The organism is Comamonas sp. BIGb0152, from assembly GCF_024809975.1.
Classification (GTDB): Bacteria; Pseudomonadota; Gammaproteobacteria; order Burkholderiales; family Burkholderiaceae_C; genus Comamonas.
In genome coordinates this window covers 246,718-262,017 of sequence record NZ_JANUDY010000006.1, presented here as the reverse complement: position 1 = coordinate 262,017, position 15,300 = coordinate 246,718, and the positions used below count along the sequence as shown (strand labels likewise).

General features: G+C 61.2%; 12 protein-coding genes. 5 read left to right on the top strand and 7 right to left on the bottom strand.

The genetic code is table 11. The features are described 5' to 3' along the window. Window positions 1-12: 12 nt before the first annotated feature. The 5 genes from M2375_RS14115 to dld all read left to right on the top strand — a co-directional run bounded on the left by M2375_RS14115 (window position 13) and on the right by dld (window position 7,010). Window positions 13-687 (top strand): hypothetical protein, encoded by a 675-nt coding sequence (locus M2375_RS14115; RefSeq protein WP_259168210.1) that lies wholly within the window; start codon window positions 13-15, stop codon window positions 685-687. Between the two features lie 798 nt (window positions 688-1,485). Further along, window positions 1,486-3,168, top strand: a complete 1,683-nt coding sequence (lldP, locus tag M2375_RS14110; RefSeq protein ID WP_259168208.1) for an L-lactate permease — start codon at window positions 1,486-1,488, stop codon at window positions 3,166-3,168. A gap of 68 nt (window positions 3,169-3,236) precedes the next feature. Next, window positions 3,237-4,013 carry a transcriptional regulator LldR gene (gene lldR, locus M2375_RS14105; RefSeq protein WP_259168206.1) on the top strand — a complete coding sequence of 259 codons (777 nt, stop codon included), beginning with the start codon at window positions 3,237-3,239 and terminating at the stop codon, window positions 4,011-4,013. A gap of 69 nt (window positions 4,014-4,082) precedes the next feature. Then, window positions 4,083-5,219, top strand: coding sequence for an FMN-dependent L-lactate dehydrogenase LldD (gene lldD / locus M2375_RS14100; protein WP_259168204.1), 1,137 nt, complete (start codon window positions 4,083-4,085; stop codon window positions 5,217-5,219). 30 nt (window positions 5,220-5,249) lie between these two features. Beyond that, window positions 5,250-7,010, top strand: coding sequence for a D-lactate dehydrogenase (gene dld, locus M2375_RS14095; RefSeq protein ID WP_259168202.1), 1,761 nt, complete (start codon window positions 5,250-5,252; stop codon window positions 7,008-7,010). Window positions 7,011-7,117: 107 nt separating this feature from the next. Here dld and M2375_RS14090 read toward each other — a convergent pair whose 3' ends face one another. The 7 genes from M2375_RS14090 to M2375_RS14060 all read right to left on the bottom strand — a co-directional run bounded on the left by M2375_RS14090 (window position 7,118) and on the right by M2375_RS14060 (window position 15,202). Continuing rightward, on the bottom strand, window positions 7,118-7,624 hold the full coding sequence (locus M2375_RS14090) for a LysR family transcriptional regulator substrate-binding protein (protein WP_259168201.1): 507 nt from the start codon (window positions 7,622-7,624) through the stop codon (window positions 7,118-7,120). Window positions 7,625-8,099: 475 nt separating this feature from the next. Further along, window positions 8,100-9,359 (bottom strand): Ig-like domain-containing protein, encoded by a 1,260-nt coding sequence (locus M2375_RS14085; protein WP_259168199.1) that lies wholly within the window; start codon window positions 9,357-9,359, stop codon window positions 8,100-8,102. A 1,499-nt stretch (window positions 9,360-10,858) separates the two neighbouring features. Beyond that, a complete protein-coding gene (locus tag M2375_RS14080) occupies window positions 10,859-11,197 on the bottom strand; it encodes a RidA family protein (RefSeq protein WP_259168323.1) in 339 nt (112 codons plus the stop codon). A 130-nt stretch (window positions 11,198-11,327) separates the two neighbouring features. Next, the gene (locus tag M2375_RS14075; protein ID WP_259168197.1) at window positions 11,328-12,632 is read right to left on the bottom strand and encodes an FAD-binding oxidoreductase; all 1,305 of its coding nucleotides are present in this window, start codon (window positions 12,630-12,632) and stop codon (window positions 11,328-11,330) included. A gap of 13 nt (window positions 12,633-12,645) precedes the next feature. Beyond that, the gene (locus tag M2375_RS14070) at window positions 12,646-13,413 is read right to left on the bottom strand and encodes an ABC transporter ATP-binding protein (RefSeq protein ID WP_259168320.1); all 768 of its coding nucleotides are present in this window, start codon (window positions 13,411-13,413) and stop codon (window positions 12,646-12,648) included. Between the two features lie 20 nt (window positions 13,414-13,433). Further along, window positions 13,434-14,177 carry an ABC transporter permease gene (locus tag M2375_RS14065; protein WP_404979325.1) on the bottom strand — a complete coding sequence of 248 codons (744 nt, stop codon included), beginning with the start codon at window positions 14,175-14,177 and terminating at the stop codon, window positions 13,434-13,436. A gap of 41 nt (window positions 14,178-14,218) precedes the next feature. Next, window positions 14,219-15,202 (bottom strand): ABC transporter substrate-binding protein, encoded by a 984-nt coding sequence (locus M2375_RS14060; RefSeq protein ID WP_259168192.1) that lies wholly within the window; start codon window positions 15,200-15,202, stop codon window positions 14,219-14,221. Window positions 15,203-15,300 lie beyond the last annotated feature (98 nt).

The window sequence follows — 15,300 nt, the reverse complement described above, 5'->3', positions numbered from 1 at the left end:
AAGGAAGTAGTTATGTCTGGATCAAAATACATTGGCACACCTGAAAGCTGGGTAAAGTTTATTTCGGAATGGATGAAGGTAAAAGGCAGAAATACGCCAGAAGTGATAGATGCTGATTTTAAAAAAATCATTGACCAATTCCCTATTGATGCGACCTCTAGCTATTTGCATTTTTATGCAGCTATGGAGGTATTGGGTTGGCCTAATATTTTTAGAGTTTTTGGTGAAGTAGAGGATTTTGATAATTTTTTTGAATTTTTAAAACCCCATGCCATCAATACATTGGTGTTCTATGATGAGGATTACTATGAATCTGCCAAGTGCTTTGTACGTGAGAATGTGCCTATGTTAGTGGCTGATGCGAATTATAAAAATTATTCCAGAGAGCAGGATGATTTAACATCCGCCCCGGTGATGGCTGGGGCGTATGTGATTGCGCAAAAGAACGACGTAGTTTTTAAAAACTACTTACTGCTCAACCCTGCTGTGCGGTCTTCTGATGGGGAATGGGAGGCGACATACATGGATGTCAATATGCCTATTTCTCTAAGATTCCCATCTTTTGCAGAAATGGTTGTTTGGTTTTATTTGACTGACCTATCTCTGTATCCGGATCAGAATGTGAAGCCATGGCTGGGCCATGCAGATGACACGACTGGATTATCCAGACTGCTGATCGAAGACTGACCGGGGCGGCATGTGCAATCTGGTTTCGTGGCAAGTAGCGCAGCGCTTTTAGCTTAATTTTGTACTTGTTTATATGTTGCATCCCGGACGATCATAGGATCGTCTACTGATCTCTCACCCAAACGACCAGCGGATCGCCTGTATCCGCGTCTAAACCAAGGGTGAGGCTTTGGCCTCACCTTGTGCATTTGGGCTGATAAGCCCCACGTTGAAAACCTGAGGAGCGCAACGCTTCTTCGATGCGGCATACCAGGTGGAAAGCAGCAGGCCAGCATGCCTACCGTTCCCTAGGCCTGCTTTCCTCTGAACAAGCCATGCGCCAGCAACCAAGACAAGTTCTTGCTGCCAGCGACGCCAGCCCCATCCACATCCAGTCAACCTGAAAATCGCAGGACGATCCAGTCCATCCGCGGCCTCTTGGCATGCGCATGGGCCGGCCATGCCGGAGGGAACCCTGACGTGTTCCATGCGAAGCCATTTGCTTTTCGATTGGTCCATATTGGTATTACCAATATAGAAAATAGTGCGCTACATTGTCAAATTACGGGTTTACCCTGGCAATAAAATCTGCTAATTCCCCAATAATCGCCCAACTTTGTCGCAGGTTGGCGATTCAGCGCTTTATTGGTAATACCAATTTAGACCAAAGGTCCAACCAACGGCACAGCCAACAAGCCATTCACCCAGCAGGGCGCAGAACAGGGCAGCCCCAAGCAGCCCGGTTACGCAATGCCTCCCGGTGAACAGCCCAAGATCAAGGCGCCTCAAGCGCCCGTCCAATCACTTCGAGACATCGCCATGCAAACTCTCTGGCAGCAAAACTACGACCCGGCGGGCAACATCTGGGTCTCCGCCCTGGTGGCACTGATCCCCATCGTTTTCTTCTTTTTGGCACTCACCAAGCTGCGGCTCAAGGGCTACCAGGCGGGGACCGTCACGGTGGTGCTGGCCCTGGCGGTGGCCTTGCTGTTCTACCGCATGCCCGTCAGCGCAGCGCTGGCTTCGGCCGTCTATGGCTTCTTCTATGGTTTGTGGCCGATTGCCTGGATCATTGTGGCCGCCGTGTTTCTGTACAAGATCTCCGTCAAGACGGGGCAGTTCGATGTGATCCGCTCGTCGATCCTGTCGGTCACGCCAGATCAGCGCCTGCAGCTCATCCTGGTGGGCTTTTGCTTTGGCGCGTTTTTGGAAGGCGCGGCAGGCTTTGGTGCACCGGTAGCGATTACGGCGGCCTTGCTGGTCGGCCTGGGCTTTAAGCCGCTGTATGCCGCAGGGCTGTGCCTGATCGCCAATACCGCGCCGGTCGCCTTTGGTGCCATGGGTATTCCGATCATCGTGGCCGGCCAGGTGTCGGGCGTGGATGCGTTTGCGATTGGCCAGATGGCGGGTCGCCAGCTGCCCTTCATGACCGTGCTGGTGCTGTTCTGGCTGATGGCCATCATGGATGGCTGGCGGGGTGTGAAGGAGACCTGGCCTGCGGTGCTGGTCGGTGGCGGCTCGTTTGCGATCGTGCAGTTCCTCACCGCCAACTACATCGGCCCGGAGCTGCCCGATATCACCTCGGCCATCGTGTCCTTGATTGCGCTGACCCTGTTCCTCAAGGTCTGGCAGCCCAAGCGCATCTTCCGCTTCACGCTTGAGGCCGGCGAGCAAGGCACTCCAGCCGTGCCCGTCGCACCCGTCAGCTCGGGCGCGCCGCTCACCGCCGCTGCGGTCATCAAGGCCTGGTCGCCGTTCATCATCCTGACCGCCATGGTCACGGTCTGGAGCATCAAGCCCTTCAAGGCGCTGTTTGCGGCGGGTGGCCCGTTGGCTGCGACCGTCATCAATATCCCGGTGCCGTTTTTGCACAACCTGGTCGAGAAGACCCCGCCCGTGGTGACTGCTGCGGCCCCTTATGGTGCTGTCTATACCTTCAACTGGCTGCTGGCCACCGGCACCGCCATCTTGATTGCAGCGCTGATCACCATCGCCTTCACGCGCCTGTCGCCTGCCAAAGCAGTGGCTACCTTGGGGGAAACCTTCAGGGAACTGGCCGTGCCGATTTACTCCATCGGCATGGTGCTGGCCTTTGCCTTTGTCGCCAACTACTCGGGCCTGTCGGCCACCCTGGCCCTGGCGCTGGCCCATACCGGCAAGGCCTTCACCTTTTTCTCGCCCTTCCTGGGTTGGATTGGGGTGTTCCTCACGGGCTCGGACACCTCGGCCAATGCGCTGTTTGCCGCGCTGCAGGCCACTACCGCGCAGCAGCTGGGCCTGCCCCAGGTGTTGACCGTTGCGGCCAACACCACCGGTGGTGTCACGGGCAAGATGATCTCGCCCCAGTCCATAGCGATTGCCTGCGCTGCCGTCGGCCTGTCTGGCCGGGAATCAGACCTGTTCCGCTTCACGGTCAAGCACAGCCTGATCTTTGCGGTCATCATCGGTTTGATGACTACGCTGCAAGCCTATGTGTTTCCATGGATGATTCCGGGTCATTGAGAGTCGCTGCGCCATCGCCCCTGATGGCGCCCGCGACGAGAACACACAACACCTGAAAGCTCCCCCCCATGCGCCTCGCTGACCATGTTGTCGAAAAACTGCTTGCCCTGGTGCAGGCCCGTGGGCTGCAGCCGGGCCAGCGGCTGCCGGCAGAGCGGCAACTGGCGCTGGATTTGGGGGTGTCGCGCACGTCGGTGCGCGAGGCGCTGCAAAAGCTCATCAGCCAGGGGGTGCTGTCGGCCCGGCGCGGCGATGGCACCTATGTGCAAACGGTACCATCGGCCGATTGGCTGCAAGAGGCGATGGGGCCGCTGGCCGGGTTGATTGAATCGGACCCCAACTACCGCTACGACGTGCTGGAAACCCGCCATGCACTCGAGAGCAGCACCGCCTGGCTGGCTGCGCAGCGCGCCACTGCACAAGACAAGGCCCATATCCAGCGCTGCTTTGAGGTGATGATCGACCACCAGCAAAGCGGCCATGCCGAGCTGGCTGCGCGCGCCGATGCCCAGTTTCACCTGGCGATTGCCGAGGCCTCACACAACCTGGTGCTGGTGCAGGTCATGCAAAGCCTGTTCACCGTGGTGCTGTCTACCGTGGAGCGCAACCGCCACGACATGTTTCGCCTGAGCGCCCCCGTTACCCTGCAGCAGCTCACCGTGCAGCACCAAAGCCTGATGCAGGCGATTTTGGAGGGCGACCCGCAGCGCGCCCGCGCCTGCATTGGCGAGCACCTGGAGCATGTGCGCCACACCATCCAGCAGATGGACGAAGAGCGCGCGCGCCGCGAGCGCTCCATGCGCCTGCCCGCCGAGCTGATGCCCAACCCGCCGGGTGCACCCTGATCTGCGCTGCGCCAGACAACATCCCGAGACAGCAGCCGAGACCAACACCCCAGCCCTGAGAGCGCCACCATGATCATCTCTTCCGCCTCCGACTACCGCGCCGCCGCGCAAAAGCGCCTGCCGCCTTTCTTGTTCCACTACATCGACGGCGGCGCCTATGCCGAGCAAACGCTCAAGCGCAATGTCGCCGATTACGCCGATGTGGCCCTGCGCCAGCGCGTGCTCAAGGACATGAGCCAGCTCGACACCAGCATCGAGCTGTTTGGCGAAAAGCTCTCCATCCCCGCTATCCTGGCCCCCGTCGGCCTGCTGGGCATGTTTGCCCGCCGGGGGGAGGTGCAGGCCTCGCGCGCCGCCGCCGCCCATGGCATACCGTTCACCCTGTCCACCGTCTCGGTCTGCCCAATTGAAGAGGTGGCGCCCGGATTGGGCCGGCCCATGTGGTTCCAGCTCTATGTGCTCAAGGACCGGGGCTTTATGAAGAATGCGCTCGAGCGCGCGCAGGCCGCTGGCTGCTCTACCTTGGTGTTCACGGTCGATATGCCCGTGCCCGGCGCGCGCTACCGCGATGCGCATTCGGGCATGAGCGGCCCCAACGCCGCGCTGCGCCGCTACTGGCAATCGGTCACCCACCCGGCCTGGTCCTGGGATGTGGGGCTGAACGGCCGCCCGCATGACCTGGGCAATATCTCCGCCTACCGGGGCAGCCCCACGGGCCTGGCCGACTACATCGGCTGGTTGGGCAGCAATTTTGACCCGTCCATTTCCTGGAAAGATCTGGAATGGATCCGCGACTTCTGGAAGGGCCCCATGGTCATCAAAGGCATCCTGGACCCGGAAGACGCCAAGGATGCCGTGCGCTTTGGCGCCGATGGCATTGTGGTCAGCAACCACGGGGGCCGCCAGTTGGATGGTGTGCTGTCTTCGGCCCGGGCGCTGCCGGCCATTGCCGATGCGGTCAAGGGGCAGATCAAGATCCTGGCGGATTCGGGCATCCGCAACGGCCTCGATATCGTGCGCGCCATCGCGCTGGGTGCCGATGCCGCTTTGCTGGGCCGCGCCTTTATCTATGCGCTGGCTACCTCGGGCCAGGCCGGCGTCAAGCACCTGCTGGAGCTGATGGAAAAGGAAATGCGCGTGGCCATGACCCTGACCAGCGTGGCCAAGGTGGCCGACATCAATGGCGATCTGCTGGTGCGCCCCTAAACACCGTCCAGCCATTCACCCAGACATGCCATGACCGCTGCCACCACGACCCCCGTCTCGCGCGATACCCTGCTTGCCCAGCTGCGTGCCGCCGTCGGCCCCGCCCATGTGCTGACCGGCGACCAGGCTACGCGCCGCTTTCGCAAAGGCCACCGCACGGGCGAAGGCCCGGTGCTGGCCGTCGTGCGCCCGGCGACTTTGTGGGAGCAGTGGCAAGTCGTGGAGGCCGCCGTGGCGGCGGACCGCATTGTCATCATGCAGGCGGCCAACACGGGGCTCACGGGCGGGTCAACGCCCGACGGCAGCGGCTATGACCGCGAGATTGTGCTGATCAACACCTTGCGCATCACCGGCGTGCAGGTGATCGGCGATGGCGCCCAGGTCGTCTGCCTGCCAGGGGCCACCTTGGACAAACTGGAGCAGGCGCTGGCCCCACTCGGGCGCGAGCCGCATTCGGTGATTGGCTCGTCCTGCATCGGCGCATCGGTGCTGGGCGGCATTTGCAACAACTCCGGCGGCTCGCTGGTGCGGCGCGGCCCGGCCTATACCGAGCTGGCGCTCTACGCCCAGGTGCGTGCCGATGGAACGCTGGCACTGGTCAACCACCTGGGCATTGCGCTGGGTGCCACGCCCCAAGAGATCCTCACCCGCCTGCAAAACGGCGACTACCGCGAGGCCGACATTGCCCATGATGCGCAGCGCGCCGCCTCCGACCCGCGCTACGCCGCAGCCGTGCGCGATGTGGACGAGGACTCGCCCGCGCGCTTTAACGCCGATCCCTCGCGCCTGTTCGAGGCCTCGGGCTCGGCCGGCAAGCTCTGTCTGTTTGCGGTACGGCTCGATACCTTTCCCAAAGAGCCCAGCACCGTCTTCTACATCGGCAGCAATGCGCCCGATGATTTGACCGCCGTGCGCCGCCACTTGCTCACCGCCTTGCCCAAGCTGCCCATTGCCGGCGAGTACATCCACCGCACGGCTTATGACATTGGCGAGCAATACGGCAAAGACACCTTCCTGCTGATCGACCGCTTTGGCACCGCCCGCGTGCCGGCGGCCTTTGCGCTCAAGAGCCGGGTCGATGGTTTTTTTGAGCGCCTGGGCCTGCGCGGCGTCAGCGACCGCATCATCCAGGCTGTCACCCACTTGTTGCCCAGCCACCTGCCCGCCCGCATGCGCCAGTGGCGCGAGCGCTATGAGCACCACCTGCTGCTGCGCGTATCCAACGACACGGCAGACGCCACGCGCGCGTTTTTGACCACGCATTTCAGCGGCAGCACGACGGGCGGCTGGTTTGAATGCGATGCCGACGAAGGCCGCAAGGCCTTTTTGCACCGCTTTGCGATTGCCGGCGCCGCCATCCGCTACCGCGAAGTGCACCGCGCCCAGGTCGAAGACATCGTCGCGCTCGACGTGGCCCTGCGCCGCAATGACCGTAACTGGGTGGAGCAGTTGCCCGCCGAGGTCGAGGCCGACATGGTGCACAAGCTCTACTACGGCCACTTCTTCTGCCATGTCTTCCACCAGGATTACATCGTGAAAAAGGGCGTTGATCCGCTGGCCATGGAGCACCGCATGTGGGGGCTGCTGGATGCGCGCCGCGCCGAGTACCCGGCGGAACACAATGTGGGCCATCTGTATGTGGCCAAACCTGCGCTGGCCGATTTTTACCGCCAGCTGGATCCCAGCAACCGCTTTAACCCCGGCATTGGCCACACGGCGCGGGGCAAGAATTGGGAAGCGTGTTGTGAGCGGCCAAACGGCTGGCCCAAGGGCTATTCAGACGAGCGCTAAAGCAGGCGCGGGCTGCGGCGCTGGCGCGCTGGGCTGCTGAGTAGCGCATGGAATCCCATGCTGGGGTTCTATGCAGATGCCTATGCAGTGTTTACGCAGGGGCAGGCTCAGAGCGCTTCGCAGAGCATATCCCAGAAGGTTTGCACCAGCAGCGGCGTGTCAGCCTGCTTGCCGTGCTTCATCAGGCAAATTTTTCTGGCCAACTGCGGCCGGCTCACCGGCAGGTAGCACAGCTCCTGGTCAAAGTGCGCCTGTTTGCTGAGCGCAGAGATCACGCCGATCTTCAAATCGCTGTGCACCACGGCATACAGCGATTCGATGGACAACAGGTTTTGCGGGCCGTTGACATCCACGCCTTGCTCCTGCAGCACCTCGGCAATCATGTCGTAGGTGCCGCCCCGGCGCAGCACCACCAAAGACTGGTCCTTGAGGTCGCGCCAATACAGCTTGCTTTGCTGCGCCAGCGGGTGGTGCTTGGAGACGGCGACCACGATCTCATCGCTGGTGATCAGGCGCGACTCCACATGCGCAGGGGTGTCGAAATGCAGGCCCACCGCGATATCGGCATCCCCTTGCGAGATCGCCTGGGCCAGGGTGTCACTGACTCGGGCCATCGCTTCGCTCGGTCCCCAAAACTGGCCGAGCGCAGCGATGGCGTGTCGGCTGTTGGCTGTTTGGATGTCTGGTTGCATCCCCCCTTTTGCATGCGCCTGGGGCGTGGTGTTTGTGGGGTGGCGCTGGCACCGCAGAGTGCCAGCGCTTCGTCAACTAGCTTGCCGCGTCTGTTCGAACGGAGCGCCTTTGGCGCGTAGTGAGTTTCGCGGCACACCCCACAAACGCCACGACACAGGTTGCCCTTCGCAACGCGAAGGGTCGCAGTCAGCAGGGGCGACCTTCTTTTGGGTACTTTTCTTGGTCGCCAAGAAAAGTACCTCGCCCGCCGGGCGAAATCCGGCCAGCAAAACTATGCAGCGCCGCAGGCCTATGCAAAAGCATGGCCGCCACCAAAACGAAAACCATAAAAAATGCCCCCAGCAAAAGCCAAGGGGCATCAAGACGCAGTCCCTATCTATATAGATAGAGCAGCAATCAAACCAGCTTGCGGCGCGCCACACCCAGCAACAACAAGCCCAGCCCAGCCAACACCAACGGATGCCCCACCGGCACCGCCTTGGGCACGACCACCACCGGCGCCGTCACCTCCAAAGTAACCGTAGCCGTGTCGCATTGCGTCGCCTGCACCGTGCTGCAAATCTGGTAGCTCACGGTATACGAGCCAGGCGTGGCCGTCGCGCCGATCAGCACATTGCCATCCGGCGTGACCGTGATGCCGGCAGGCCAGGTGCCCACCGCCGTCAAGGCCACATTGCTGGTGGTCGCCGGGGCGGCATCGACCGTGTCGTTCGTCAGCACATTGATGGCAGGCACCGTGCCGCTGGCCGGGCGGGTGATGGCCGGTGCCGCGTCGTTGACGGCATCGACACCAATCAGCTGCACACCGCCAATGCCTTTAAAGGCAAAGATAAAGGTGTTGGGCGTGCCATCGGTGTTGGGGGTGCCGGGGGGGTTCTCGCTGGGCTTGCCCAGTGAATAGGCCTCGGCGCCAAAGGCGGCCAAGGCTGCCAGCGCATCGACCTGGTTGCCCGCCGCACCGTAGCCGATGGTGAACTCCACCTTGGCACCGGGGGCGATGGTGCCGAAGTTGAAGCGGAAGTGCGCGCCGTGGTCCTCGGGGCCGCTGTCCACCACATCCTGGTCGACAAACAAAATGCCCGAGTCGAGCTCCAGCGGGTCGGCGGTATGGAAGCCGTTGTCGCTGGAGAAGACCAGCGCCGTGCTGCTGCCGCGCTGGAGGGTGGTGTACTCGTTGAACTCCGTGGGGAACACATCCCAGTCCATCGCGCGGCCATACAAGGCCTCGACCGGTGCGGAAGAGATGTTCTCGATGGTGACCTTGACTTCGTAAATATGGTTGGTGGCCGAAGAAGGCGCAAAAGCGTGGGTAACGCGGAAGGTGCCAAAGGCATTGGCCACGGCGGTAGCGGTCGTAGCCGTAGCGGTGAAAGACTCAGACGTGATGCCGATCGTGCCCACACTGGAGCCCGTAAATCCGGAGGTATTGCTCACCGTATCGGCGATGCCCCAGGCTTCACAGGCGCAACCCGGTGTCAGGCCATCGGCACCACTGGCCAAATAAGTAATGCCGGTCAGCGGCGATATCTCCTGCGGCATCAGCGCGCCGTCTGCACGCACCCCCACCCGCAGGGTGCCGTTGTCGATATTGGCCTGGGCCAAAACGATAGCCGGCACGCTGAGCAGCATCCCCGCCAACAGTTTTCCTAGTTTCATGCGCGCACCTCTTTTTAACTATTTAAATTTATGATGAGCATTTCTATCATAGTTATAAGAGATGTAAAAATTACTATACAAATCCTCTCATATTAGTAATTGATGATGATTTCTATGAAGAAAGTCTGCTGTTAGATGCTTTTTGCCGAAGTGTGTGCCCATTAACATTTGTCAATGATTGTCAAAAGCTAGAGGACCGTGCGTATTATTGATCTGTGTCAATAGGCAATATTTAGCCCGTCTTTACAGGGAAAAATAATAAAGAGAATGAGTAATTACCCCTAATTTGAGGATTGACGCTGCCAATGCAAGTGTGCATTTGTCAGCGGTGGCCACAGAGATGGGGGCAACACTGGCCGAGGGGTTCGGGGAATCAATCGATCCTGATCCACCCCTGCTTTTGCCCCAGCCCTCTGGGCGCATCCAAGGGGGTGAATGCCCAGGGGCCGCTCTGCAAGTCCCTGGCTGGGCCTGGCCACGGGCTTGGGCAATCCGCAGCGTGGCCCTGGTTGCTGCCAAAGCGCAGATGCTTGGAAACAGCGCTGAGAAAAAATGGCGTCTGACAGAACCACCCTGGCTGAGCGCGCTGGTATTTGCTAAAGCCTTTGTTGATTGTTGATTTGCCGGATGAATATATTGAGATATTAATCTTATTTGTTAAATTGCAATTTCAGACAATTATTATGGGCACTTGAAATTTGCAATCCTCTATTATTCAGTCCTCCTCGTTGGGAGTTCATTTGAAATGGAGGTGACTTATGTCTATGCGATCAATTACTGTGGCAGCGGCTTTGCTGTTCAGCCAATGGGCGGGGGCGCAAAGTGGGCCTGCGCTTGCCCTGGAGGGCGGGCCATGGCCTCAGCCAGATAGCACTTGCATGGAGGCTGAGGTCGCTGCTCAGCAAACGGCAGAGGGGATCGCCCTCAGCCAAGCCTGCCAACCGGGCAGCTGTCCCCATGCGGGCTTGCTGATTCAGAAGGATGGAGAGAGTTTGGCGATTGCCAAAGTATGCGATACCTCCTTGTTGACGGGGGATAGCCAGCCTGCGATGCCTTCCCAGAGCGATCCCACCCAAGTCAGCAGCCTCAGGGCTGATGCCCTCCCGCAGCCCATGGTGCGATTATCGAGAGAACCCCACTATTTTTGAGACCAAAGACAGGTGATGGTCCTGTGAATCCATTCATGGCGCTGAAAACCCGTTAGAAAATATTTCCGCATCGTTTGCGCAGATAAGGCTACCCAGGCGCCAATCCCGGTTGGCAAGGGCATGGTGCCGATAATCGATTTCGGGTAATAAGCACTGGGTAATAAGCACTGAGTAATATGCACTGCCTAATGGGTGCCAGGTAATAGAGCCAGCCAACAGACAAGTCGGCTGGTTCTTCTTTTTGCCGCCACCCCCTGCGCCCTGCCACGGAGGCCGTCTGCAACGGCAGCAACCAACGGCAGCAACTGTCTGGGCCATGAAGAAGCCTTGAGCAGGGGGCGCGGCGGTGGCTCAGCCCCCTGCGCCAGCCACCACGCAGATCTCGATCAGCTTGGCCGGGCTGGCCAGGCGGGCTTCTACCGTTGCGCGGGCCGGGGCATGGCCAGCGGCGACCCACTGGTCCCAGACGGCATTCATCTCGGCGAAATGGCGCATATCGGCCAGGTAGATCTGGCAGCTGAGGATGCGCTCTTTGTGGCTGCCATGCTCGGCCAGCAGGCGGTCGATCTTGGCCAGCACTTCTTCGGTCTGGCCGCTGATGCCGACATCGACTTTGTCGGCAACCTGGCCGGCCAGGTACAAGGTGTGGTCGTGCCGCACGACCTGGGACATGCGGTGGTTGCCGCCCATGCGGGTGATGGTGTTGGTGCTTGTGTTGGTGTTGGAGTTGGTGTTGGTGTTGGAGTTGGTGTGTGTGTTCGTGTTGGACATGGGGTGTTCTCCTCAATGTTTGCAAAGGCCAGTGCCTGGTGGCGGGGCGCTAACGTTCAATGCCGGCCTTGTACTTTTGGTAGTGGATGGTGCTGACAATCGCCATGCGGCGCAGCGGCTCGGGCGGCAGCCAAGTGGGGCGCTCAAAGCCCAGCGCATCGGCCAGCTGGGGCGATTGCTGGCCGCAGGCCATCTCCCCCAAGAGCTTGCCGAACATGCTGCCCTTGAGCATGCCCGCGCCATTGCAGCCGATGGAGATGTAGAGGCCGGGGCTGATCTGGCCAAAGTACAGCGCGCCGTTGCGGGTGAGTGCTGTCACCCCACCCCATACCAACGGCAGCGCATGCGAGCGCATCTGCGGGTAGCGCATCTGGTAGCAGGCCTGCAGCGCTTTGCGCACATCGGCGAGCGGCTCTTCGCGGTCATACGAATAGGCGCTGCGCACCATAAAGCGCCCGCTCGCCACCTTGCGCAAGGTGGTGCCCAGGCGGTTGGCGGGGATCACGCCCCATTCCGGCTCAGGGCCCAGTTGTTGCAGCGCCTCCCCGTCCAACTGCTCGGTCAGGCCCGCGTAGGTGTAGATGGTGAACACCCGGTCACGCGCAAAGCCGAGCTTGCGGGCAAAGCCGTTGTTGGCGATGACGATGCGCGCCGAGGTCAGCCTGGCCGTGGCCGTGTGCACGGTGTGGGGCTGGCCCTCCTGCAGCGACAGCACCGGCTCGCCCTCCCAGAGCTGGACATTGGCGGGCAGGCTGTCTGCCAGGCCGCGCACCAGGGCGGCGGGTTGCACAAAGACGTTGTTGTCCGAGTGGTAGCCGTAGTGGTAGTGCGTGGTGCCCAAGCGGTGTTGCAGTGCATCGCGCCCCAGCTCGGTATAGGGCACGCCCCATTGCTGGTATTGCTTGAGGGTGCTTTTGAGGCGGGCTGCGCCATCGGCCGTGGCGGCCGCATGGTACTTGCCCACGGGGTTCCAGCCGCAGTCGATCTGGTGCTGGTCGATCAGCGCTTTGAGCCAGGCCAGCCCCGTGTTGTAGAGCGCAATCTGCTTGCGCGCCACCTCGATGGGGCTGCCATGGCCGGACATGCCGGTGTTGTGCGGCAGGTTGATCAAAAAGCCGGAGTTGCGGCCCGAGGAGCCGTCGCCCACGGTGCTGGCATCGAGCAGCAGCACGCGGGCCTGGGGCTCCAGCTCGGCGATGCGCCGGGCAGCGGCCAGGCCGGTGACGCCGGCGCCGATCACGATGGCATCAAAGTGCCGCTCCGTGGGGGCCTGGGTTTTGGCCTGCCTTTTGGGGAGCAAGGTATTCCAGCCCGAGCCCGCTTGGTAGCTCGGGAAAGTAGGTTGCTTGGACATGGGATGGTGGTGGTTAGTGGCGGGTGGCCTGCAGGCTGCGCATGACCTCGGACTGCACGGTGTCCCAGATCTGGCCCTTGAGCTCGTTGTAGCGCGGCGAGAGCTGGACCTGCGCATTGCGCGGCATAGGCAGGTCGTTGCGGATGTCGGTGACCACGCGGCCGGGCCGCGCGCTCATGATGAGCATGCGGGTGGACAGCAGCAGTGCCTCGTCGATGGAGTGGGTGATGAAGATGATGGTCTTCTTGCTCTTTTCGTAGATCTGCAGCAACTCGTCCTGCAGCACCTGGCGGGTCATCGCATCCAAGGCGGCAAAGGGCTCGTCAAGCAGGATCACATCGGGGTCATTGGCGAGCACCCGGGCGATGGAGACGCGCTGGCGCATGCCGCCCGACAGCGCATTGGGGTATCGGTCCTCAAAGCCCTGCAGGCCCACCATGTCGATAAAGCGGCGCGCAACATCCAGGCGCTCGGCCTTGGCAATGCCCTTCATCTTCAGGCCAAAGGCGACGTTGTCGAGCACCGTGAGCCAGGGGAAGAGTGCGTATTGCTGGAACACCATGCCGCAGTGCGGATCGACCTTGTTGACCTCGCGGCCGTTGACGACGATGCGGCCGGCGGTGGGCTTGTCAAAACCGGTGACCAGGTTGAGCAGGGTGGATTTGCCGCAGCCCGAGGCGCCCAGCAGCACGACGAACTCGCCTTTTTCAATCTCCAGATCGACGCGTTCGAGCGCCTTGAAATCACCGTAGTGCTTGGCGATGCCCTGGATGGAGATCATCGGGCCTTTGTGTTGCGCGTTCATTGTTTCCACCTCAGTACCCAGTTTTCAATCAGTCGGAAGAAGAAGTCGGTGATCAGCACCGTGGTGCTGATGAGCACCATGCCCAGCACGACGACTTCGGTCTGGAAGAACTCCTTGCCGTTCATGATGAGAAAGCCCAGGCCTTCGCGCGCGGCCACCAGCTCGGCGGCGATCACGCAGGTCCAGGCCAGGCCCAGGATGACCTTGAAGCCGCTCAAAATCTGCGACAGGCTGCCGGGCAGGATGACTTCCCGCATCACCTGCCAGCGGTTGGCGCCCAGGTTTTGCGCGGCGCGCACCAAGAGCGGATCGACATTGCGCGTGGCCTCGATCACATACACCATCGCGGGTGCAAAGCAGCCCATGAAGACGATGCTGTACTTCTGCGTTTCGGTGATGCCGAACCACAAGAGGGACAGCGGAATCCAGCTCATCGAGGGCAGCGGCCGCAGGAACGACAGGATGGGGTCAAAGGCCGCCCGGGCGTACGACGAGGTGCCCAGAAAAATGCCCAGCGGAACGGCCACGGCGGTGGCCGCCAAAAAGCCGATCATCACCCGGCGCGCAGAGGCCAGGATGTGGGGCCAGAACGTGCCATCGCCCAGCATGGCCACCGCCTTGCCCAGCGCAGCGCTGGGCGGGGGCAGAAAGATGGGGTCGACCAGGCCGGCGCGGCACACGGCCTCCCAGACGGCGATGAACAGCAGGATGGACGCGGCACTGGTGGCAGCCAGTGCAATGGAGGAAGGGGGTTTGGCGATCACGGGGTGTGCTCCGGCCTTCAGACAAAGGAGGCATCAATCCAGTCTTTGACGACCGGGGCCTTGTCGATCTGCTTGTGCTGCACCAGCATCTCGGCCAGCTTTTGCAGGCCCTGCACAAACGCGCCGGTGAGCAGCTCCTTTTGCTGCGCCTGCGGGTACCAGTCGGAGCCGGTGACGGCCGACATCTGCTCCTTCATCGTCAGGCCGGTGAACTTGAGCAGGGCTTGCGAGGCCTTCTGGGGCTGCTCGCGCAGCAGATCGCTGGCCTTGAAGTAGGCCGACAGGTAGGCCTTGACCAGGTCGCGGTTCTTGGCGGCAAACTCGCGGCGCACCAGCAGCACATCAGGCCCGGGCGTGACCTTGAAGGTTTTGTAGAGGCTGAACTGCGAGTCATCGGCGAGCAGCTTGACGCCGGGCTCGCGCAGGATGTTGTCAAAGTGCGGGGTCCAGGCGGCGGCCGCATCGATCTGGCCGGTTTTGATGGCGCCATGCAGCTCCGGGCCGGGGATGTTGAGCACGTCGGCCTCGCCGGGTTGGATGCCCGCCTGCTGCAGCACATCGAGCACCAGCAGATGGGTGCTGGAGGCAAAGGTCACGCCGATCTTCTTGCCCTTGAGGTCGGCAATGCTATCGATGCCTTTGCGGGCCACCAGGCCTTCAACCCGGCCAAAGTTCTCCGGGATCGCAATGATGGCGAACTGCTTGGCACCGCGCGACATCAGCGCCAATGCCGAGACAATGCCGGCGCAGCCGATATCGACCCCGCCGGACATGAAGGCGCTCATGCGGGCCGAGGAGGTGGCAAACGACTGCCAGTCCTGCGTGATGCCCACCTCCTTCAAGTAGCCCTCGGCCATCGCCAGGTGGGCGGGGTAGTGGCCCAGCCAGGGTGAGCCCCCGTATTTGAGGGTTTGCTCTGCCGCAAACGTGGGCAGCGACAGGGCGCCAGCGAATGAGGCGGCAGCGCTTTGCTGGATGAAAGATCGGCGGTTGAGGGTCATTTTGTCTCCTTGGATTTCCTGTTTTTAAAGAGCTGGCCAATCGCTGGACAAGGCGCTGACCTGGCACGGATGCGACGGCATCCCAGCCATGGAAAGCG